This is a genomic window from Acetobacterium sp. (assembly GCF_039830195.1).
Classification (GTDB): Bacteria; Bacillota; Clostridia; order Eubacteriales; family Eubacteriaceae; genus Acetobacterium.
In genome coordinates, this window is the sequence record NZ_JBDODG010000045.1 from 53,426 (window position 1) to 74,300 (window position 20,875).

The 20,875-nt window shown below is 45.7% G+C and carries 19 protein-coding genes and 3 riboswitches; of the genes, 4 read left to right on the forward strand and 15 right to left on the reverse strand.

Going from position 1 to position 20,875, the window contains the following annotated elements:
• Positions 1–20: 20 nt before the first annotated feature.
• From ABGU93_RS14485 to ABGU93_RS14515, 7 genes are all read right to left on the reverse strand, one after another.
• Positions 21–1,235, reverse strand: a complete 1,215-nt coding sequence (locus ABGU93_RS14485) for a cation:proton antiporter (protein WP_347414132.1) — start codon at positions 1,233–1,235, stop codon at positions 21–23.
• Positions 1,225–1,578 carry a P-II family nitrogen regulator gene (locus ABGU93_RS14490; RefSeq protein WP_347414133.1) on the reverse strand — a complete coding sequence of 118 codons (354 nt, stop codon included), beginning with the start codon at positions 1,576–1,578 and terminating at the stop codon, positions 1,225–1,227. The genes ABGU93_RS14485 and ABGU93_RS14490 overlap by 11 nt, the downstream gene beginning before the upstream one ends.
• Positions 1,579–1,701: 123 nt before the next feature.
• Positions 1,702–2,421 carry an amino acid ABC transporter ATP-binding protein gene (locus tag ABGU93_RS14495; RefSeq protein ID WP_347414143.1) on the reverse strand — a complete coding sequence of 240 codons (720 nt, stop codon included), beginning with the start codon at positions 2,419–2,421 and terminating at the stop codon, positions 1,702–1,704.
• A 9-nt stretch (positions 2,422–2,430) separates the two neighbouring features.
• Complete coding sequence (locus ABGU93_RS14500; RefSeq protein ID WP_035355263.1) at positions 2,431–3,111, reverse strand: amino acid ABC transporter permease; 681 nt, start codon at positions 3,109–3,111, stop codon at positions 2,431–2,433.
• 187 nt (positions 3,112–3,298) lie between these two features.
• Complete coding sequence (locus ABGU93_RS14505) at positions 3,299–4,090, reverse strand: ABC transporter substrate-binding protein (protein WP_347414134.1); 792 nt, start codon at positions 4,088–4,090, stop codon at positions 3,299–3,301.
• Between the two features lie 659 nt (positions 4,091–4,749).
• The gene (locus ABGU93_RS14510) at positions 4,750–5,625 is read right to left on the reverse strand and encodes a type II CAAX endopeptidase family protein (protein WP_303868389.1); all 876 of its coding nucleotides are present in this window, start codon (positions 5,623–5,625) and stop codon (positions 4,750–4,752) included.
• Positions 5,622–6,749: a helix-turn-helix transcriptional regulator gene (locus ABGU93_RS14515; RefSeq protein WP_303868387.1), complete on the reverse strand. Its 1,128-nt coding sequence runs from the start codon at positions 6,747–6,749 to the stop codon at positions 5,622–5,624. The genes ABGU93_RS14510 and ABGU93_RS14515 overlap by 4 nt, the downstream gene beginning before the upstream one ends.
• Before the next feature lie 264 nt (positions 6,750–7,013).
• Between ABGU93_RS14515 and ABGU93_RS14520 the strand changes: the two genes are divergently transcribed.
• The gene (locus ABGU93_RS14520) at positions 7,014–7,337 is read left to right on the forward strand and encodes a cupin domain-containing protein (RefSeq protein ID WP_303868385.1); all 324 of its coding nucleotides are present in this window, start codon (positions 7,014–7,016) and stop codon (positions 7,335–7,337) included.
• Positions 7,338–7,392: 55 nt separating this feature from the next.
• Positions 7,393–8,352, forward strand: a complete 960-nt coding sequence (locus ABGU93_RS14525) for a D-2-hydroxyacid dehydrogenase (protein ID WP_347414135.1) — start codon at positions 7,393–7,395, stop codon at positions 8,350–8,352.
• Positions 8,353–8,433: 81 nt separating this feature from the next.
• On the opposite strand, the gene crcB is transcribed toward ABGU93_RS14525, so the two are convergent.
• Positions 8,434–8,793, reverse strand: a complete 360-nt coding sequence (crcB, locus tag ABGU93_RS14530) for a fluoride efflux transporter CrcB (RefSeq protein WP_303868379.1) — start codon at positions 8,791–8,793, stop codon at positions 8,434–8,436.
• Positions 8,794–8,805: 12 nt separating this feature from the next.
• Complete coding sequence (locus tag ABGU93_RS14535; RefSeq protein WP_303868377.1) at positions 8,806–9,243, reverse strand: CrcB family protein; 438 nt, start codon at positions 9,241–9,243, stop codon at positions 8,806–8,808.
• A gap of 109 nt (positions 9,244–9,352) precedes the next feature.
• A riboswitch (Fluoride riboswitch) is annotated at positions 9,353–9,412 on the reverse strand.
• Positions 9,413–9,552: 140 nt separating this feature from the next.
• Positions 9,553–9,623: riboswitch (Fluoride riboswitch) on the forward strand.
• Positions 9,624–9,714: 91 nt separating this feature from the next.
• On the opposite strand from ABGU93_RS14535, the gene ABGU93_RS14540 reads away from it, so the two are divergent.
• Positions 9,715–11,394, forward strand: a complete 1,680-nt coding sequence (locus tag ABGU93_RS14540) for a dynamin family protein (RefSeq protein WP_347414136.1) — start codon at positions 9,715–9,717, stop codon at positions 11,392–11,394.
• 166 nt (positions 11,395–11,560) lie between these two features.
• Here the strand turns inward: ABGU93_RS14540 and ABGU93_RS14545 are convergent, their stop codons facing one another.
• Positions 11,561–12,433 (reverse strand): formate/nitrite transporter family protein, encoded by an 873-nt coding sequence (locus ABGU93_RS14545; RefSeq protein ID WP_303868373.1) that lies wholly within the window; start codon positions 12,431–12,433, stop codon positions 11,561–11,563.
• A gap of 316 nt (positions 12,434–12,749) precedes the next feature.
• A riboswitch (molybdenum cofactor riboswitch) is annotated at positions 12,750–12,866 on the reverse strand.
• A 163-nt stretch (positions 12,867–13,029) separates the two neighbouring features.
• Here ABGU93_RS14545 and gshAB point away from each other — a divergent pair.
• The gene (gene gshAB, locus ABGU93_RS14550; protein ID WP_347414137.1) at positions 13,030–14,019 is read left to right on the forward strand and encodes a bifunctional glutamate--cysteine ligase GshA/glutathione synthetase GshB; all 990 of its coding nucleotides are present in this window, start codon (positions 13,030–13,032) and stop codon (positions 14,017–14,019) included.
• A 239-nt stretch (positions 14,020–14,258) separates the two neighbouring features.
• Here the strand turns inward: gshAB and ABGU93_RS14555 are convergent, their stop codons facing one another.
• The 5 genes from ABGU93_RS14555 to ABGU93_RS14575 form a co-directional block, all read right to left on the reverse strand.
• The gene (locus tag ABGU93_RS14555; protein WP_303870243.1) at positions 14,259–14,426 is read right to left on the reverse strand and encodes a Mut7-C RNAse domain-containing protein; all 168 of its coding nucleotides are present in this window, start codon (positions 14,424–14,426) and stop codon (positions 14,259–14,261) included.
• On the reverse strand, positions 14,426–16,366 hold the full coding sequence (gene cooS, locus ABGU93_RS14560; protein WP_303870244.1) for an anaerobic carbon-monoxide dehydrogenase catalytic subunit: 1,941 nt from the start codon (positions 16,364–16,366) through the stop codon (positions 14,426–14,428). Before cooS ends, ABGU93_RS14555 begins: the two co-directional genes overlap by 1 nt.
• 52 nt (positions 16,367–16,418) lie before the next feature.
• Positions 16,419–16,886 carry a 4Fe-4S dicluster domain-containing protein gene (locus tag ABGU93_RS14565; RefSeq protein WP_303870245.1) on the reverse strand — a complete coding sequence of 156 codons (468 nt, stop codon included), beginning with the start codon at positions 16,884–16,886 and terminating at the stop codon, positions 16,419–16,421.
• A gap of 208 nt (positions 16,887–17,094) precedes the next feature.
• On the reverse strand, positions 17,095–19,023 hold the full coding sequence (locus ABGU93_RS14570; protein ID WP_303870246.1) for a sigma 54-interacting transcriptional regulator: 1,929 nt from the start codon (positions 19,021–19,023) through the stop codon (positions 17,095–17,097).
• Positions 19,024–19,337: 314 nt separating this feature from the next.
• Positions 19,338–20,684, reverse strand: a complete 1,347-nt coding sequence (locus tag ABGU93_RS14575) for a DUF2252 domain-containing protein (protein WP_347414138.1) — start codon at positions 20,682–20,684, stop codon at positions 19,338–19,340.
• Positions 20,685–20,875: the final 191 nt, after the last annotated feature.

Genomic DNA, 20,875 nt, shown 5'->3' on the forward strand with positions numbered 1-20,875 from the left:
GAAGCATCGCCATTGCTGTTTTAGGAATGAATTTTTTTAGGGTATATCGGTCTGGTCTCGGGCAGTGTGATTTCTCCAGCTTTAACCAGAGCATACTTGGCGGCAATCGGACCGACCACCGAATAGATAAAGGTGGAACACAAAATTACGACCTGGATCTGTTCAGCGTAGAGGGGAACTATTTTAGCAGCAACGACCACCAGCCCTAGCGCGACGCCGGCCTGGGGCATCAGGGTTGGTCCCAGATATTTGCAAATATTTTCGTTCTGATGGCTGATTTTACCACCAAACCAGGCCCCGGCCATTTTGCCAATAACCCGGACAACCACATAGATGATCCCGATCAGCCCAATCGCTGGCAGGGCGGAAACTTGAAATCCGGCCCCGGAGATGACAAAAAAGACCATGAAAATTGGTGGGGTAAAGGCATCGGTGGTCTTCATCAAGGCATCGATATGGTCGCGGTAAATATTGACGAGGACACCGCCCAGTGCCATACAGGCCAGTAATGGGGAACCATGAAGCAAATCAGCGACCCAGTAGGTCAGTAAAATAAAGGCAATGACGATGCAGATTTGATTGGAGGGTTTCTTGAAAAAACGAAAAAACAGTTTCATCAGGATTCCCGCCGCAGCGCCCAGCACAAACGAAATAATGACCTCATAAAAAGGGGCCAGAATCGAGAGGATCAGGCTTGTTTCGACGGTTGAATTCATGGCATTGACGATGGTTGCAGCAAAACCAAAGGCGATCAGAGCAATCGCGTCATCAATCGCGACGACGCTCATCAGCATCGAGGTCAGGGGGCCTTTGGCATCATATTGCTTGATTACCATAATGGTTTGAGCCGGAGCGGTGGCGGCGGCAATCGCGCCTAGCATGATCGCAAGTTTGGGATCAAAACCGAAAAGCATCAGCACCAGAGTAACTAGAATCACCGCCATTAGGGCTTCTGCCGTGGCAATCACAATCGGAGCGATACCGACCTTTCGGAAATAGTTGAGGTCAAATTGACTGCCGATGGAAAAGGCGATGAAACCCAGGGCAATATCTGAGATCACCACAAAACCGTTGACCATATCAATCGAGATGAGATTGAGAAACGAAGGTCCCAAAATAAGTCCGGCAAACAGGTATCCGGTGACATTGGGCATTTTGAATTGTTTGGCCACTCGTCCCAGCAGGATTCCGGCTAACAACATAATCGCTATTTCAATGATAAGTTTAGCTTCCAATTGAACACAGACCTTTCGCGAAATCGACGGGGATGGTGAAGACAATGCCCGAATCTGGTTCATCCAGATGGGCGACTGTGGACTCAATCACTTCGACGACCTGGCCTATTTTTTCATCTTCGAGAATGACAAAAATAACATTACCTTGAGCCACTTCCGGATTGAGAAACGACCTTAATGAACTGAGAATGGGGATTTCATCAGCATCGTGGAGATGACTGAGGTGTCGGGCCATGCCCCGGCTTTCCAGAACTGTGGCTCCGCATATTCGTTTGGTCGCCAAGGCTGCCAGCAGTGCATCCAGTTTGTCCGGCTGGCTTAAGACATAAACAAGTAACTTCATTGATTTCCTCCTCTTTTGATGGTGATATAAATTACTGTTACTATCAGTATAGCACTTAATATCAGGAAGTTCAAAAAAGATTGGTTTGAAGACTTGACCGATGCACACTGGTAAAAAGGGAACCTAGACTAAAATTTGCCCCAGAAAGTTCTGCAGTCGTTCATTTTCCGGGCGATCAAAAATATCTTCCGGAGTGCCTTCTTCAGCAATTTGACCTTCATGGATAAAGATGACCCGGTCGGCTACCTCTTTGGCAAAGCCCATTTCGTGGGTTACAATAATCATCGTTCGGCCTTCTTTAGCGAGGTCATTCATGACCCCCAGGACTTCGCCAACCAGTTCCGGATCCAGGGCCGAGGTCGGCTCATCAAATAAAATCACCTTGGGCTCCATCGCTAAAGAACGGGCAATCGCTACCCGCTGCTGCTGCCCACCAGAAAGCATGGCCGGGTATTCGTCAGCTTTGTCCAGCAGGTTGACCTTTTCAAGTAGCTCCATGGCCAGCTCCCGGGCTTTTTGCTTATCCATTTTTTTAACGGTGATGGGACCTTCCATCACATTTTGAATAACCGTCATATGGGGAAAAAGATTAAAGCGCTGAAAAACCATACCGACCTTCTGGCGGATTTGATTGATGTCTTTGGTCGTCACCAATTGCCCATCAATATAGATTTCACCCTCGTTTTTCTCTTCCAGGAAATTGATACAGCGCAGCAGGGTGCTTTTTCCCGATCCACTGGAACCAATCAGACAGACGACCTCACTTTCGTCAACGGTTAAATCGATGCCGCGTAACACTTCCAGTTCGCCAAAATATTTATGTAAATTTTTTATTTCGATCATGCTCATTGTTTACCTCTCATTTACTTTTAACTTTTGTTCAACGATGCTGAGAACTTTTGTCAACCCCATGGTAATAATCAGGTAATATACCCCGGCGGTGAAATAAATCGGGAAGACATTAAAGGTGGCGGCGCCAAACTGGCGGGCCAGCAGCATTGTTTCGGTGATGGTAATCACACTGGCCAGGGAAGAGTCCTTGACGGCAATGATAAACTGATTACCTAAAGCCGGAACAGAGCGCTTAAACGCCTGGGGCAGCACCACTCGTTTCATCGCCTGCCATTTGGTCATACCCAGCGACCGGGCAGCTTCACGCTGGCCATAGTCGATGGATTCGATGGAACCCCGGAAGATTTCGCTGATGTAGGCGCCGTTATGTAGGGCCAGAGCAATGATCGCCGAGGGGAATGAGTCAATCATAATGCCCAGGCTGGGGAGCCCATAAAAGATAAAATACAATTGGAGTAATAGCGGGGTTCCCCGGACGATGGTGATATAGACGTCCATGATTTTTTTAAGCCACTTGTATTTGGTCAGTTTTAAAACGGCCACCACCAGACCGATAATCATCCCTAGAATGATTGAAAAGAACGCCAGTTGCAGGGTTAATATAACGCCGGGAATAAACTTCGGCGCAAATTCCACCACGGTTTTAAAAAATTCGATACTATTATTGATGATAGCATCCATTGGATACCTCCTGTTTTTTGAATAAGTAGTAATTAAAATAACCATAAAATGATGACATCCGTGTCGTCTCTATAAAAAGACACGGATGTCACAGTTTTAGATTTGGTTTCATTCAGATCCACCCGGATCCGATTCAAATGGGTTCAGGCAGTTCGGTTAAGATCCGGACTGCCTGAATGCATCACTGTTATTTTTCAAGAATGTTCATGCCAAACCAGCGATTGCTGATTTCGGCATAGGTTCCATCGGCAATGATGGCGGCCAGGGCCTTGTTAACGGCTTCCAGCAGCTCCTTATCATCCTGACGGATCGCGATGGCGATATTTTCAGTATAAAGCAGATCACCGACGGGCTCGATGGCGACCCCATAATCGATCGGAGCGCGGGCGCCAACGACCTTGCTGGTAACCAGCCCATCGGAACGGCCCTGGTCCACACTTTTAAAGTTATCGACGTCACTCTGGAATTGAAGAATTTCGGCAATGTTTGTCATCCCGTCCAAATATTCATGGAAGGTGGTACCGGTAACAACGCCGACCTTGCCATTTTCCAGTTCGCTAATGTTGTTTAAACCGGAACCGGCTTTGGCAAAAAACTGCGCCCCGTCATAGTAGTAAGGATCGCTAAAGCTAACCTGTTTCAGGCGTTCATCAGTCACCGCCATACTGCCGATAATCATATCAAAGCGATTTCCGGTCAGGCCGCCGATGATGCCGTCCCATTCGACGGTGATGGGTTTGGCCGTAACCCCCATTTTTGCGGCGATGGCATTTGCGATTTCAATATCAAATCCGGCCAGAGCACCATTTTCATCGATGTAGTTAAAGGGGGGATAGGCACCAGTCATCGCAAAGGTCATCTCACCCTTTTCCATAATCTTTGAATAGGTGGTTTCGTCAGCGGATGCTCCGGAACAACCACTTAAAATACCGGCCAGCAACACGCCTAAAACCATTATCACTAATTTTTTCTTTTTCATTTTTTCCTCCTGAATGTAAGTAGCAAATTTATATTAACTTGATTTTTATCCTTTCTCGATGGAGTGATTAAAATCAAGGAAAAGCAATGTATACCGAGTTCGTAGAGAAATCCAAAATCTTAAAGGAAAAATCTATAAAAAAAGGGCACTCCAACTCTGAAAATACAGAGTTAGAGTGCCCCAGCTTCGCTATAAAAATAACTCACAATATACCATTTATGGCAAAATTGCCCAATAGTATAGTGTATGACCTCACGATCCTACACAAGCCCCAGTTCCATAAAATGTTTTTCTGTACAGATTTCATTTATTAAGCTCCCGGCTTACACATTTCCACGTTTCTCAACACGTAAACAAGCTCACCAGGAAAACTACTCAAAGTACATACTTCACAACTTTATTGATTACATTATATCAAAGCTATATGATTATGTCAACTTAAAATCATTAATTACCGTAAAACAGTTTAAATTTTATGATATTAAACTGTTTTTTATTACGTTAGAATTCGTATATATAATAAGAAGAAATTAAATTAATAGTGGTATTAGTATTGTTTAAGATACTAGTAACGTATTAATGAAATATCGATAAAAATTTGAAGAATCGCTTGTTGTTTGCCTGTAAAAATGACAATAAGCGACTTTCCAATTGATACATTATTTCGGTAATTCTGGTTTTTTTGCTCCAATCAGGATAAAACAGATGATACCCACGATAATTAAGCCGATGCCACCGATGACGCCGGTGGGCGAGGGCCCGAGAAAGGGGCTGGGGGTTCCCAGGGTAAACCAGATTGATATAGCAGCAAAGCCATTCAGGGAACCATGGGCGATCGAAGCCGGCAAAAAGCTTTTGGTGCGAATTGCCAGAAATGAGAAAAAGGAACCAATAAACAAACAGAAGACGACCATCGCCAGAATCCCGCCCCAGGGTGCGGTGGAATAGCCGGTGCCGTAATTATGCCCCATAGCAATGATCGGCGCATGCCACAAACCCCAGATGACCCCGGAAATAATAATCGAAACCCGGGGGCTGTAGCTTTCCATCAGCTTGGGTAGCAGATAACCGCGCCAGCCGATTTCTTCGCCAGAGGTGGTGATGATGTTCAGTAGCGGGCTTAAAAAAATTCCCAACGCCAGCTGGGCGATAAAGATGGTAAATAGGGTACCTTCTGGCAGGGATACACCCTGTGCCGCATAGAGGCTGGCCATCTGATTCATGGTGGGGTCAAACTGACTGGGGAACAGCAGAAAATAGATCAGTGCGCCCAATGCAATCAGCAGCGCCGGGCCAAACCAGGCGATCAGATAATAGCGGACATTACCTCTCAGATGGGGCTTGAGCCCAAAATCTTTAAACCCTTCTCTGGTAATTAGCCGGGTTGCCACCACTGAAATAGCCGGCATCAGCATTACCGCTGATAGAACAAAAATGCTATAGCTGCTGGACAGCCCGCCATTGGCCATTAAAGCGAATTCCAGAGCCCAGGTCAGAAAAAAAGTTAATCCTAAAAATATTCCGAGTCGTTTCATTGATTGTCTCCTTTGTTAATTAAATGTGCTTCCAATTGTTTTATCAGATCCTGAAAGCGGCGATCCATTTTAATAAAGTCAAACTGGGGGTTTTCCACCAAGCCATCCAGCATGCTTTGTTTAATGACTTCCTCACTGCGGGGAGGTCCTACTCCCAGGTCGAAATCCTCAAACCAGGGCTGGATGGCGTCAAAATAGTCGTCACCGTGAAGGGCATAGGGGAAAAAGTCAGAAACACAGACCTTAGTATAGTCAGCCAGATAGGCCAGGGCGGTGTCGGCATCCTGATGACTGGCATAGACCTGAGCGGCGGCGTAATAAACCTGAGCCATGGTATTAGGGTGGAGGGCATCCAGATCATAGAGCTCGGCCACCCCCAGGGTGCGGGTCAGAATCTTTTCAACCGAGCCAAGATCATTGGCATTGAGCATCAGATAGGCGGAAGCCGTGGAAACCAGAAATAGCAGATGCTGATAGCTGCTGATCTGCAACACCTGCCGGGCCTTGTCCGGGTTACCGGCCATCTGATAGGCCTGGGCCAGCATTTCGGTATCGGTGGGGAAGGGGCGGACAGTTTCACCCAGCAGTTCCATAACCTGTGCCGGCTGGTTGAGCATCAGATAGCAGGTGCCTTCAATTGCGATCGCATCCCGGGTCAGGTTCCGGTCATCGCTTTCGGCTCTGATCCGCTGGCACAGCGTGACGGCCTGATCCAGAATCGTTTTGGCGCTTTTGCGATTAGCAGCCAGCATATGATGATTGACCAGCAGTACCGCCATCTGCAGTAGCAGTGGAAAACAGGAGTAGTATTTTTTAATGATCGTTTCGCATTCGGCCAGAACCTCATCAAAGGGTATGCTGGCAAAGTCATCGGCCAGCCGATGATAAAGGGCCTTGATCGCTGCCGGGGTCAGTTGGGGGGAATAGCCCATCAGTTCATCGATGGAAATATTAAAATAGGCTCCGAGCTGGGGTAATAGGGTAATATCCGGGTAGCTCTGGCCGGTTTCCCATTTGGAAACCGAGGCCTTGGACACCCCGATATAGGCAGCCAGATCTTCTTGGGTCAAACCCTTTTCGCGCCGCTTGGTTACGATCGTTTTACCAATATTAAGTTCTTTCATTTCATCACCTCATCCTGATTATAGAACCTTTATCATAAAAGCACAATCGATTTGCAGTTGATTATAGTTGATAAAATCAACCAGGAGGTGATTAAATAAAAGCTTTCAATTTCAAACAGTTAAAAAACAGCAGATAAGCTAAAAATTTCTTAGTTACAGCTAAAAAATACTGGTTTCAATCTTTTAAAATGCTGACACTCGGGTATATACCTAACATCGTATCAATTGTATGGTTGCAGAAGCGAACAGAAAAGGAGAAAGACAATGGTTGAGCAGATTTTCAAATTGACAGGCGGAGATGACAAGGTGGTTGAAAAGGTTATTCTCGATGAAAACCTTCATTATATGCATGTAATTATAAATCAGAGTGACGGATTCCCCGAGCACTATACCAATGCTGTCGTCTATATGACAGTGGTGCGGGGGATTGTCTCGCTGCAGCTGGATGATCAGGATTATTACGCCTATCCGGCGGGGACGGTTTTAAAAATACCCTTTAATACCAAAATGAATCTCAATAACTTCAATCCCGAAACCCTGGAGCTGATTCTGATCAAGGCGCCGCCGCCGGATGTGCTGCCGGAGTAAAAAAGAAAGTGACAAAAGAGAGCATACAAAATCGTACAGAAAACAGGTGACCGAAATGAAAATAGTCGTTTTAGATGGATATACATTAAATCCCGGTGATCTCAGCTGGGAAAATCTGGAAAAATTGGGGCGGTTAACAGTTTATGAGCGAACCACCGAAGCGGAGGTTTGCCAGCGGATTGGTGATGCGGAAATAATTTTCACGAACAAAACTCCGATTACCAACGAAACCCTGGACATTTGCCAACAGATTAAATATATTGGGGTGCTGGCCACCGGTTATAACGTGGTGGATGTGGCAGCCGCCAGTGGACAGGGTATTACCGTGACCAATATTCCCACCTATGGCACCTATGCGGTGTCGCAGTTTGCCATCGCGCTACTGATGGAACTGTGTCATCGGGTTGGTGATCATTCCGGGGCGGTGCTGGGCGGTGACTGGACAAATAACCCGGACTGGTGTTTCTGGAATCACCCGCTGATTGAACTCAGTGGAAAAACCATGGGAATCATTGGTTTTGGAAAAATCGGCCAGCGTACCGGTCACATTGCCCAAGCCCTGGGGATGAAGGTACTGGCCAATGATATCAATAAATACCCGGAGCTGGAAGCAGAAAACTGCCAATATGTAACCCAGGACGAATTGTTTGCAGCAGCCGATGTGATCGTCCTCCATTGCCCACTGTTTGCCGAAACCCGGGGGATCATCAATGCCAAAAATATTGCCAAGATGAAGGATGGGGTTCTGATTATCAATAATTCCCGGGGCCAGCTGATTGTTGAAGAAGATCTCCGCGATGCCCTCAACAGTGGTAAGGTCGGCGGCGCCGCGGTCGATGTGGTCTCCACCGAGCCGATCAAACTGACCAACCCGTTGCTCCAGGCCAAAAACATCATTATCACGCCGCATATTTCCTGGGCCCCCCGGGAAAGCCGGCAACGGCTGATGGACATTGCTGTTGATAATCTGGCCTGTTTCCTAAAAGGTGAGTTTCGGAATGTGGTGAAGGGTTAGCGCTTTAAACCAACTAATTAAAAAAAACACATCATTGCCGGGTAAAAGGCGCTGATGTGTTTTTTTTGTTAAATTTTGTTGTTAACTTATAAATGCAGCAGAAACGACGAATCCGCCATAAAAAGCCAGAAAGCTCAAAACCAGCGTAGCCAGCACATAGACAATGGCGCTGAGGATCCGGTTATTCTGGAGCAGGACAAAGTCCTCAAACATAAAGGTGGAAAAGGTGGTATAGGCCCCCAGAAAGCCTTCGGCAAATAAACCATAAAGCAGGGCTGAGATATCAAAACCGGTGACGACACCGAGAAGAAAGGCACCGGACACGTTAATGATAAAGGTCCCGACCGGAATGTGCTGGTGCCGGGAGGCAAAACGTTTGCCCAGGTAATAACGGGTGGTGCTGCCTAAAGCACCGCCGACAATGACGCATAAAGTTTCCATGAGTTGTTTTCCTTAATTGGTATCAATGCTGAATCGGGTTACCAGATTCAGGCCTACCGGATGTAAAATATGATGGCCGATCAGATGGCCCAGGTAAACAGCACCGACCCCCAGGATAATGGAGGCCGCCACATAGTAACAGAAAAAACGCAGGTAGCCGGCATCGAGAATATTCAGACTCTCTTTGCAGAAGGTTGAATAGGTGGTAAAGGCGCCCACCAATCCAGCGGTTAAGCCCAGCTTGACATCGGTGCTGATTCGTTCAGTTTTTGAGAAAACGGCATTGAGCATCCCCAATATCAGGCAGCCAATCAGGTTGATGACCAAAATCGTCAGGGCCAGATTGATCAGCTGATCCGCCGATTGAAAAAGAGTGGGGGCGTTTTTGAGCTCGAACCGCAACAGGGCGCCAACAGCGCCGCCAGCGGCGATAAAGTAATATTTTTTCATGATAGTCCTCCTGACTCAAGTGAACAAATAGTTTGACACGAAGGGTTTTATTTATCAGTTTTTGTAAGGGCGGGTAATTTCAGACAATAAAAAAACCTGCAGCATTACAAATCCTGCAGGAGTCATCAGCTGGTACGCAATTCAGGTGAACTCCATCACCTTGTATGAAATAATGTTATCATGGAGCAATAATCGTGTCAACAAAAGGTGGAATGAAATCGAAATCAAAATTAAAATATGAATAATTGCCATCATATTTGGACAAATATGACAATTAGCGATTGAATTTTTCGACTGAATCGATTAACTAATTAAACAGGTGATGAAGTTCGCCCTGGCTTTGGCCAAAATGCTGACACGCTGATGACTTCTGTTAATTATACAGGAGCATCGGCTTTTTTGATTTGTGCAAAAAACATTAAAATGAATACCAGCTGCAGTCAAAAGATCCGATGAAGAGAGGAATTGTGGATGAGCAAAAAAAATATGATGACAACGATTGATACTGTAACAGCTTTACTCCAGAGAACAGGGGTTAGTGAAGAAGACATCAGAAAAATCGAAAATCTAAAAACAAAAATTGCCAACCGGGAGCTGGTCATTTCTGTGATTGGCCAGTTCAAACGGGGTAAAACTTCGTTTATTAATGGGGTATTGGAGGCAGCGGTACTGCCGGTGGGGATCATTCCGGTGACCTCGGTGGCGACGCGCATCCAATATGGAAATGAGCTGGCTGAGGTTCATTTTAAAAGCGGGGAGAGTCAGACGGTGGCGCTGGAGCAGCTGGTGGGGTATATTGCCGAACAGCAGAACCCTAACAACCAGAAGGGGGTTTACTTTGTCAATCTTTTTCTGCCCGATGATTTTCTCAAAGACGGCATCACCCTGGTGGATACTCCCGGGGTGGGATCCATTCATCAGAACAATACCGATGAAGCCTATGCCTGTATGAAGGATAGCGACGCGATCATTTTTATGCTCTCGGTGGATAGTCCGATTAACGAAATCGAGCGGGAATTTTTGGTTGAGGCCAGAAATTACACTGCCAAATTCTATTTTGCGATTAATAAGATCGATACCATCAGCGAGGATGATCTGGAAATCTATCTGGCTTATTGCCATGAGATTCTCTGTGAGATTATGGCCGTGGATACCATTGAGCTGTTTGCCATCAGTGCCAAAACCAACGCGGGGATGGATACGCTGTTTGCAAAAATAGCGGCAGACATTACAGTTTCGGCCGATCAGATCATTGTCGAATCGGTGCAGATCAAATTTCGCGAGGTGCTGGGGGCGGCCCATTCCCATCTGGAGCTTTACCGCCGGGCTTATGGCATGCCCCTTAAAAGCCTGGAGGAAAAACGCAGCGAACTGGAAGAAAAGCTGGTCAATCTGGATCAGATTACCCGGGATTCCAGCTTTTATCTGCTACGCCACATTGATGAGTTACTGGAGCAGATTCGAGCAGAGTTACAGGATGGTTCCGTCGGTATTCGGGAAACTCTGACTGTGGCAATGGCAGCCACTTATCAAAAGCATCGGGAGGAAAAACCCAAGGAGCTCGAAAAAGTGTTGATGACGCTGCTGGAAAAGCAGTTATCGGCCCAGCTCAATGACCTCAGCGAGCGGGGGCTAGCCAGTCTTGCGTCAGGATACGAACATCTGACCGAGCTGCTTAATCAGAAGATTGATGATCTCAAGGAATTTTTGCGCAAGGTGGTGGCGGAACTGTTCGGGATTAACTATCAGGTTGACACCATCGTCCATACGCTGTCCTCCCGGGATGATTTCTATGTCAAGGTTAATCAGAAACCGGCGGCCTTTCTGGTGGATATGAATGATCTGATTTACCTGATGCCCCGGGGTTACGCCAATAAAAAGATATACACCCGGTATCAGAACAAAATGTTGACTGACGTGGAGCACAATATCAATAACATGATTTATAATTATCAGTACAAGGTCCGCGAGAGTGTCCGGGATTTTAAGGGCGTGCTGGAGCGGGAATCGCAGACACTAAAACAGGAACTCAGCGAGCTGGTCAATCGGGTCATCGTCGATAAAGAAGATACCTCGAAACAGCTGGGTGATAAAATTCGCGAGCTGGACGATACCTGTGAGCGCTTGACGGTGCTGTTAAAAGAGCTTTGATTGCTACGGATTTATCAAGATAAAGCCCCTTGTGCGGTTAATATCTGAGTTGATCAGATTAGGTATAACCACAACAGTTGCGATAAAAAAGTCCGAACAGCTGAGGTGAAGTAACTCAGCTGTCGGACTTTTTTGAGCGGATGGATCAGGGTCTAATGGATGGGAATCAGTTTTTAAGTTCATCCTTTTTACCAAAGTCTGATTTATAGACAAACCAGTAGTAAGCAGCTACCAGCAGGCCACCGCCGACTGCATTACCCAGAGTCACGGGCAGTTCGTTGTTTAGAAAAAAGGAGGTCCAGTTGAGCGCATCCAGTTTATCCTGGGTGACGCCATGAGCCAGGGCAACTTCCACCCATTTGGGATTGGCTTTGGCTAAGATCCCGGCCGGAATATAATACATGTTCGCCACACTGTGTTCAAAACCAGAGGTGATGAACAGCCAGATGGGAAAAAAGATGGCCAGAATCTTGCCGGTAATGTCTTTAGCGGCAAAGGACATCCAGACAGCTAAACAGACCAGCCAGTTACACATAAGCCCTAAAAAGAAAGCTGACATAAACGGCATGGTGACTTTTCCGACGGCAATTTTGATGGTCATGGCACCCAGCAGGCTGTCACCGCTGTTGAACAGCCCACTCTGACTCATCATGTAGGCCAGAAAGACGCCACCGACCAGGTTTCCGATCCATACCAGTCCCCAATTAGTTAGCATTTGAGAGAGTCGGACTTTTTTGTCCAACACGGCGGCAGTGATCAGGGTCTGACCGGTGAACATTTCAGCACCGGCAATGATGACCAGCATCAGTCCGGTACCGAATATCGCTCCGGCAAGGCATTTGCCAAGTCCATAAGTCCCCGGATCTGCCAGTAGATTGAAAGCGGCCATATTGGAACCTTCTGATGCAAAGCCGATAAAAACACCGGCCAGTATTGCCAGCATGAATTCTTTTAAATAGGGGGTTGAGACTTTTTTTATCCCTGCGCCAATGGCAACGTCAACAATTTCCGATGGTGCAAAATATTTTTTGGTTTCCATAGTTCCTCCAAAGTTTTTTATTCTTTCATGATTTCCGATGATCTGAATCGTGGATAGAATAACTGGGTTAGGAAGAGTCTGATGTTAATGTGATTGATTCCATTAATTGAAACCTCCTTTCATCTGATGGTGCATAACAAGTCGGGGAAGCCACTTCCCCCGGAATCATTAAAACAAAAATAAAAAGAAGACCAGTTGGTCTTCTTAAATTAACGCAATCAAATCATAGCAAGCCGAAGCAAAATAAGCATACTGAAATAGAATAAAGCATACCAAATCAAAACAAGTATGCTAAATAAATCAGAATATTGCTTTGTGATTTGAAGAATTAACCCCTTCCCAACGTGGAGGCGCAAACGTTTCCATCTACACCCTATCGGCCTGATCCCATAGCAATGCTTTAGGTAATCAAGGCTCGGAGCTATCTTTCTATTTAGTTAAATAATTCACAAGCTCATTCTATACTGATGCTACAAAAATGTCAACAAAAATTGGATACTTTATTCAAAACAGACTGTTATCAATAGTTAAAACTGCTATAATAAAGAATCAAGACTTTATAGCCAGAGCTGCGGCGATAAAAAGGGAGAAGAGTGATGTTTGAAAAAAATGATAAAAAACTGGAATTATCAACGGCGATGCTGATTAACGCGGCCGAGCGCAGAGGGATTGCGGTTGAGATCCTGGATCTTGAAGACAATTTTATCCGGCTTAAAAAAGGCGATAAAATAGAGTATGTCAAACAGGCGACCCGGACATCAGCCGACACCTATATCGCACCGCTGATTATGGAGAATAAAGAAGTCACCAAGCTGGTGTTGCGTGAAAAGGGCATCAACGTGCCGGCCGGGATTAAGGTCAAATCGGCAGCCGAAGCGATGGTGTATTATGAAGAATTTCGGGGCAAAGATATTGTGGTGAAGCCCAAATCCTCGAACTTTGGGCTGGGGATTGTGATTCATAAGAATCTCCAGTGTGAAAGTTGCTACCAGATGGCAGTAATCCAGGCTTTCACTCATGATACCGCGGTGCTGATTGAAGAATTCATACCCGGCAAGGAGTATCGCTTTCTGGTTATCGGCGATGAGGTAGTGGGGATTCTTCATCGGGTTCCGGCCAATGTGGTGGGCGATGGGGTGCATACCATCGAAGCACTGGTAGCTGAGAAAAACCTGAATCCGCTGCGGGGTAAGGGCTATGTCACACCATTGGAGAAGCTGCGGTTGGACCACACTGAAATTGCCTTTCTCAGCGAGCAGTCTAAATCGATCGAGACCATTCCCGGCCCTGGCGAAACCGTCTATCTCCGGGAAAATTCCAATATCAGCACTGGCGGTGACAGCCTTGATTTTACCGATGAGATCATTGCTGATTACAAGGCTATTGCCGTTAAAGCGGCGCAGGCGGTGGGAGCCAAAATCTGTGGCGCGGATATCATTATCCAGGATATTCAAAAAGTCCCTGACGACAAGAATTATAGTATCATCGAACTGAATTTCAACCCGGCCCTGCATATTCACAATTATCCCTTTGTTGGCAAGAACCGCCATGTCGATGATAAGGTGCTGGATCTGCTGGGATTTTAAGGGGCTGAGAACCGGTTGGGCGGGAAATAATTTTTGATACCCTATCAAACGGATTTTTTGATAAGGCCATTTAGGAGTAGGAAAGCATTGATAAAAAAAGAATCTTAAGTAAACGGGCAGAATATTTAATTAACGGTAAAACCGAATAGGATTGAGAAATACCGTAGCCTGATCATAAACTGACAGGCCACGGCATTTTTTACTTTATTATGATTTGTATGGCAGTTTTTTTATTGGTATTATTGCTGTTTTCTTTTACAGCTGCTGCAGATTTTAAGAGACTGTAATTCTTCTTCAGAAATTTCCGGAATTCTTTTCTTGATATAGTCCAGTTTTAGTGGCTTGATTTTACGTCCGCATTTGAGACATTTATTAATTTTATCGTATTCATCAATAGAAATATTCATTATAAAACCTCGGCTTTGCTCAAGGAATCCAAACTGGAGCACAGATTCAGAGCCAGTCTTTTTTCTTCAATGATGTTAATGATTTTGTCAGCGGCTTCCAGGGGATTTTCTTCAACCATGAAGTAACCGTCAACAATATTTTTTAATTCCGAGGTTAACACATTGGTTACCAGACTGCTTCCAGTAACAGGGGGCGTCAGACCAACGTGAAGAGGAATACCCAGGGTGACCACCCAGGAGCCGATAGCTATTGCTTTCTCACTCATGAGCTCCGGAGCTGAGGCAACCAACGGCAATTGATTTAAGTCGACGCCTAAACGGTTGGCAATAGCCACGGCCAGATCAATGCTTCTGACATTATCAACGCAGGATCCCATATGTAAAACTGGCGGTAATGGGGCATTTAAACCTGCTTCAAAACCCAGAAATGTCAGAACTTCTTTTAAGGTGTTGCCGGCATAATTTTCAGTTGCTTCGGAATTCATCAGTGAGTTTTTTGCAAAAGCCCCAGCACCGCAACCGGTCGCCAATATTAAGATATTTTGCGCCATCAGTTTTTTGGCTATGGCAACGAAATTGTGATCCTGTTTGACTTTAACATTGTTGCATCCGGCAAAAAGGACAATGCCTCTGATCTTGCCATTGACAATATTTTCGATCAGCGGGCTTAGCGGATCTTCACTGTTGATTGAACCCAGCAGATCAATAATGGCTTCGGCACTGAAACCGGCGATGACCTTATTTTTTTCCGCCGGGATGGAAAGCCGATCATCATCTCTGTTCTTATAGGCATCGATTGCTTTTCGGATAATCAATTCAGCCTTTTTCAAACTGTCGCCACTGCCCAATTCAATATGGGTTACACCGGCAATTTTAGCATCGGGCATGGTTGTAATGAGCTCGGTATGATAGCAAGCAGATACCTTGGCGAGTGATGGCATTATACATTGGACATCAACAATCATGGCATCTAAAGCACCGGTTATTATTGCCAGTTCCTGGGACAGATAATTTGTGGCAAGGGGGATTCCGTGTCTGAGCAGAACTTCATTGCCGGTACAGCAAACGCCGACAATATTGATGCCATAGGTGGCGCCGGCTGCGACAGCTTCCGCCTGCATTTTATAGGCAACGTCGACGATGATTTCACTCAACAGGGGATTGTGACCATGGATGGCGATATTGACAGCATCTTTTCGGAGGACCCCCAGACTGGCCTGGCTAACCACCGGTTGCGGGGTTCCGAACAGAACGTCAGAAAGATTGGTCGCAACCTGCATCCCCGAATAATCGGCCAATGCACAGCGGAGACCGGCAAGCAAGATATTTACCGCATCAGCATCGGTTCCCACATGAGTTCGGGCCATGATATCACTGATGGAGCCATCAATATTACTGGTGGTGATGCCAAGTTTTTTTAATTTTTCCAGTCTGGCATCGGGAATCGTGTATTTAAGCCAGTTACAGATTTCTTCATCATCCATGCGACTGTAATCCATCAGGCTGTTGGCCGCCACAACGCCAGCCAGGGGGATCAAATCATTGCCATCGGTTTCGATGTTTAACTTATGAGCAATATTGCGCAGCTTGATCGCATCTTTGACCGAATAGATAGCGGTCTCGCCCCTGGCGACATGCATCAGGGTTTTGGCCACTTCTTTGCCATGAAGCGAGTGGGCTGATGTACCGGAAGCAATCATTCTGACCAGGTTTCTGGCAACGATAGTATCCGCTGAGGCGCCGCAGATACCGACACTGCGTTTTCTACCAAAGGGGTTGATCCGGCAGGGACCTTTCATGCAAATCCGGCAGCAGATGCCTTGTTCACCAAAGCCACACAGGGGTTTCATCTTTTCGTATCGTTGCCATACTAAATCTATTTCTTCGCTTTCAGCTTTTTCAATCAGACTCTGGTCGGAACAGTTATAACAATCATTCATAATTTTTCTCCTTCATTTCAATCTTCAACACAATCTTGGTAGAAACAACTCTTTAAACAAGCGCTAAAGCTTTGGTTGGACAAGCCGCATAACAGGCCGGTTCTTTGCCAACTGACTGCTGATCGAAGCATAGATCGCATTTGTGGGCAATTGTTTTTGTTTTATCACCGATTTTAAAACTACCCAGGGTGATTACACCATAAGGGCAGACCTGTTCGCAGATCCCACATCCCAGGCACTTATCCTTGTCCAGGATGATGACACCGTTTTCTTGGGAAATGGCATGAGCAGGACAAAGATCTTTGCAAAATGCCGCACTGCAATGTCGGCAGTATGCGGGTGTTTTGGTAAGGCCATTCTGGCCGACGAAAATGTTGGGAACAATCCTGATATTTCCCAGAATTCCTTCAGCTTGATACTGTGCAGCTTTTCTGGAAGAACAAGCTAATTCACAGTTTCGACACCCCATACATTGGGATGCATCCACCGCCAGGAATTTCAATTCTTTTGGTATGCACATATTTTCACCGCCTTTCAAATTTCAATTAAAAAATGTGGTCATTCCATAGTCAACGCAAATATCGTGCCAAAAAAACACACCAACCCACCTATGGTTAAACTAGGTGGGTTAATGTGTTTTTTTAATAAATTATTAGGTTTGAAAAGTGTCAAATATACAAAGGTGTCAAGTAAAGGTTTACACTTTTGACACTGCCAATTGCTGTTGATTATAGCAGCTGATATTTTTTAATTTTATTATAGAGGGTCTGCCGGGTAAAACCCAGTCTGAGGGCGGCATCGGATTTATTGTTATTGCAGTCTTTGATCACCTTGAGGATCAGGTCTTTTTCATTGACATTGGTTTTCCTTGTCAGTGGGGCTCGTTCATAGTGATTGAGATTATCGGCAGCAGTGAGTTCTTTTAAAATAATATCCTCACCGATGACATTCTCATCGGCCAGGAAGAAAAGTCGCCTGATCAGGTTTTCCAGCTCGCGGATATTGCCAGGCCAATCATATTGGATTAAGTGTTTTATCCCGGCAGAATCAATGGTTTTTGGTTCCGATCCGGTTTCGGCACTGATTTCAAGGAGCACTTTACGGATGTGGCCAGGTATTTCGGAACGTCTTTCTTTTAGCGATGGCATCAGCACATTAATAACATTTAACCGGTAGTACAGATCTTTTCTGAATAAGCCTTCCCGGATCATCGCTTCAAGCGGCTGATTGGTTGCAGCAATTATTCGGACATCGACACTTTTGGTAACCACCGAACCCATTTTTTCAAATTGTTTTTCCTGGAGGAAGCGCAGCAATTTTGATTGGATCTCGATGGGGATTTCCCCAATTTCATCCAGGAAAATGGTGCCACCCTGGGCCATTTCCAGTTTGCCGATTTTTCCACTCTTATTCGCACCAGTAAAGCATCCTGGTTCATATCCAAACAGCTCGGTTTCAAAAAAATTCTTGGGAATGGTGGTACAGTCAATATAAACAAAGGGGTGTTGACTGCGGCGACTTTCCTGGTGAATCTGTTTGGCAAAGAGGGTCTTTCCGGTGCCACTTTCACCGCGGATTAAGATGGAAGCATCTGTTCTAGATATCTTTTTGATATAATGGACGAGCTCTTTCATCTCAGGACTGTCAATAATTATTTTTTTATCACATTGACTTTCCTGTTTAATGGTTCGCTTTTTACGGGGTATCACTTCAGATTCCGCGTCAGTTATCTTATCCAGCAGCTGTTTAACGAAGTCAGATTCTAACGGGATAACCTGTCTTAAAACAGTGTTCGATTCGATAATCGGGCTTTCAAAGATAACGTGTTCAGCACCGAAAATCAGTTGCTGCCAGATAGCCGGTTTCCCGGTTTCCAGAACTTCGGTATATTTTGATTCCCAGTTTAAATCAGTGATGCTGGACTCACCGATAAATGCAGAAGCGAGGGTTTGGCGATACTTTTCATTAATTCGGATCACTGAACCTTTACTGTCAATCACGGCAACATAATTAGGAATACTATCGAGAATATGTTGATTGAAATTGTTCAATTCCAGAGCAGTCTTCAGGGCTTCGTTCAGTTTATGGTTTGTTTCTTCCGAGCGCTGACTTTGGGATTGAATCAGATTGTTGCTTTTAGCTAAAGTTAAGGAGTTAATGGTTAAAAAAAGCAGATTTATATTATCATGATCATCGTTTTTTTCAGCGGTGTCATCGATTTTGTCAGGAATTCCTCTCGTAACTTCGAATTCGCAAAAATCATCACCCAGGGCATTGCATTTAACTTCGTTGGCATCCATGTTCTGTTTGCGAATATTCGAGACCGCACCCGCCAAGATACCCGCTTCAAAAAAGCAGATCGGTTTGCCAAGATGTTTCATATTAGAGCAGGTAAAGCAGTCAAATAACCGTAAGATAATCTTTTCGTCCGTCATATCGGTGATGACGATTTCGCCGATCCCCAATTCCATTATTTTTGCCGACAAACTGTTATAATCTGTAACATTGAGTCGGCTGCCAATGTTTTTGGCGGTATGATAATAGATATCTTCCTCAACGGATTTTGAATTATCGTCGCTGGCTAAATTCAATACATTTTTCAGGTTCTTTTCGACTTGGTTATACCGTTCATAGTCTACAATACCATAATTATACATAGCAATTTCTCCTTGCTTCATCTTTTCCTGATATCGTCAAGACAGAGGATATCTTAAATTTTAAAAATACAGGCGGGCGGGGTGGGTGAAACTTCAAGTTGAACCAGCTATACTAATTTATGTCTGTAGTTTATCTTATTTCCGCAAGGGTGTCCAATCATATTAGCTTAACTTGAATGCATTAAAGAAAAAATCAGAACAGCTAAAGTGAAAAGACCGTTCATAAGGTCGTTTCCTGATTTGTTTAACGGTAAGCTAGATACTCAGATCAATCCACAAGATACGGGTTTTTAATAAGTGCTAGGATTCTGGGGCTACCGGATAAAATTTTCGTAATCCTGGTAAACCTGACGGGAATAGTCGTAGCACCACTTGACGATGGCTTTTTCGAAGGCCTCGGACTTGCCCATGTAGCCGGCGACGTAGTTGGCGTTGGGGCTTTGAGCGTGGGCCCGAGCCAGCAGCAGACCGCAGCCTTCGACGTAATCCAGGAAACCCTGACTGGTCAGTTCATTCATTTCAAAGGAGCCCTTCATATCCCGGAATTGACGGACGTAGAAATCCCGACCGTTGGCCTGAAAGTGCCCCAGAAAAGGATCCGAGTAGGCCTGCAGAATCTGCTGACAGGTGGTCACCCGCAGGCCGTTGTTCTGTTCCGGGTTTAGTTTTCCCAGCGGTGAGCCGACAATGGGATTATAGCGGGACACCACCGATGGGGAAGCTTCTTTGATCTGGAGCACCAGGTGGCTGGCGTTTTCACAGGTTAATACCAGTAAATAACAGCGGGTGCCGACACTGCCGACGCCGACAACCCGTCGGGCCACGTCAGTTAAGAGATGCTGCGACAGCAGCAGGGCGATATCCGGGCGGACGGTTTGTTTATAGGCTACAAAGGCAGCCTCGACATCGCCAGCCAGGGTGGCATCGAGATGGGTGAGGACTGGGGGATTTTCGATGAAAACGCGGCGGCCATAGGCGTCGTTTTGGGTCATTTTTGAAATAACCTGTTGCGAATTCCGGTTTTTGGCTTTTTTGATGACTTTCTTGTAGGTATCTTTATTTTTTTTAGATACCGAATCGAGAATGTCATCTTCACCGATGCTGCTGTAAAAGCGGTCCAGCGAGCTGCTTTCCATTAGTTTGCGGAGCTCATAGCGGTAGTGTTGGGTGGCTTTAGTTGCAGCTTCCTTGACTTGATTATCGCTCAGTCTCAAATCTTCGCCACAGAGGATAATGCTGGTGACGAGCCGTTTCAGATCCCATTCCCAGGGACCGGGGACGGCTTCGTCAAAATCGTTGAGGTCAAAAACCAGCCGCCGTTCGGGGGAGGCGTATAGTCCAAAATTGTTGATATGGGCATCGCCGCAGATAATCAGCGGCGCCCCGGTGATCGCCTGTTGGGACAGGTCATGGGCCATGATCAGCGCGGTGCCGCGGTAAAAGGTGAAGGGTGATACCGCCATCCGTTCCCGCCGCAGGTCGATGAGTTCGGGCAGCCGGGTGCGGTTCTGCTCGTCGATCATGGTATTGACATCCCGGTTAACCGGATTAAAGGTACCCTGGTTTACAAAAGTAACAACGGCCCGGGCGGCTTTGCCTTTTTGCCGCAGAGCCTGGGCTGTAGGGATCATTTGATTGGGATTGAGTCCATATAAAATCATTTCTACCTCCGGTGATAAATTGGGGATCGGGTGATTATGAAACGGATAAACAAAAATAGGCTGCTTGCGTTCTGGTGGTTTTATTATACCTGTTGACAGCCAGAATAAACAAGGGCTGATCAAAATCTCGAAAAAATTGCGCACTACACCGGGCGTAATTGTAATGATTCGGGGTATGAATAGATAACAAT

What these genes read in the sequence shown, in the direction of transcription:
- ABGU93_RS14505 (WP_347414134.1), bottom strand. Translation starts at nt 4,090, where the DNA reads ATGAAAAAGAAAAAATTAGTGATAATGGTTTTAGGCGTGTTGCTGGCC.
- ABGU93_RS14555 (WP_303870243.1), bottom strand. Translation starts at nt 14,426, where the DNA reads ATGAATATTTCTATTGATGAATACGATAAAATTAATAAATGTCTCAAA.
- cooS (WP_303870244.1), bottom strand. Translation starts at nt 16,366, where the DNA reads ATGAATGATTGTTATAACTGTTCCGACCAGAGTCTGATTGAAAAAGCT.
- crcB (WP_303868379.1), bottom strand. Translation starts at nt 8,793, where the DNA reads ATGGAAACTTTATGCGTCATTGTCGGCGGTGCTTTAGGCAGCACCACC.
- ABGU93_RS14570 (WP_303870246.1), bottom strand. Translation starts at nt 19,023, where the DNA reads ATGTATAATTATGGTATTGTAGACTATGAACGGTATAACCAAGTCGAA.
- ABGU93_RS14490 (WP_347414133.1), bottom strand. Translation starts at nt 1,578, where the DNA reads ATGAAGTTACTTGTTTATGTCTTAAGCCAGCCGGACAAACTGGATGCA.
- gshAB (WP_347414137.1), top strand. Translation starts at nt 13,030, where the DNA reads ATGTTTGAAAAAAATGATAAAAAACTGGAATTATCAACGGCGATGCTG.
- ABGU93_RS14575 (WP_347414138.1), bottom strand. Translation starts at nt 20,684, where the DNA reads ATGATTTTATATGGACTCAATCCCAATCAAATGATCCCTACAGCCCAG.
- ABGU93_RS14565 (WP_303870245.1), bottom strand. Translation starts at nt 16,886, where the DNA reads ATGTGCATACCAAAAGAATTGAAATTCCTGGCGGTGGATGCATCCCAA.
- ABGU93_RS14500 (WP_035355263.1), bottom strand. Translation starts at nt 3,111, where the DNA reads ATGGATGCTATCATCAATAATAGTATCGAATTTTTTAAAACCGTGGTG.
- ABGU93_RS14495 (WP_347414143.1), bottom strand. Translation starts at nt 2,421, where the DNA reads ATGATCGAAATAAAAAATTTACATAAATATTTTGGCGAACTGGAAGTG.
- ABGU93_RS14535 (WP_303868377.1), bottom strand. Translation starts at nt 9,243, where the DNA reads ATGAAAAAATATTACTTTATCGCCGCTGGCGGCGCTGTTGGCGCCCTG.
- ABGU93_RS14545 (WP_303868373.1), bottom strand. Translation starts at nt 12,433, where the DNA reads ATGGAAACCAAAAAATATTTTGCACCATCGGAAATTGTTGACGTTGCC.
- ABGU93_RS14520 (WP_303868385.1), top strand. Translation starts at nt 7,014, where the DNA reads ATGGTTGAGCAGATTTTCAAATTGACAGGCGGAGATGACAAGGTGGTT.
- ABGU93_RS14525 (WP_347414135.1), top strand. Translation starts at nt 7,393, where the DNA reads ATGAAAATAGTCGTTTTAGATGGATATACATTAAATCCCGGTGATCTC.
- ABGU93_RS14540 (WP_347414136.1), top strand. Translation starts at nt 9,715, where the DNA reads ATGAGCAAAAAAAATATGATGACAACGATTGATACTGTAACAGCTTTA.
- ABGU93_RS14510 (WP_303868389.1), bottom strand. Translation starts at nt 5,625, where the DNA reads ATGAAACGACTCGGAATATTTTTAGGATTAACTTTTTTTCTGACCTGG.
- ABGU93_RS14515 (WP_303868387.1), bottom strand. Translation starts at nt 6,749, where the DNA reads ATGAAAGAACTTAATATTGGTAAAACGATCGTAACCAAGCGGCGCGAA.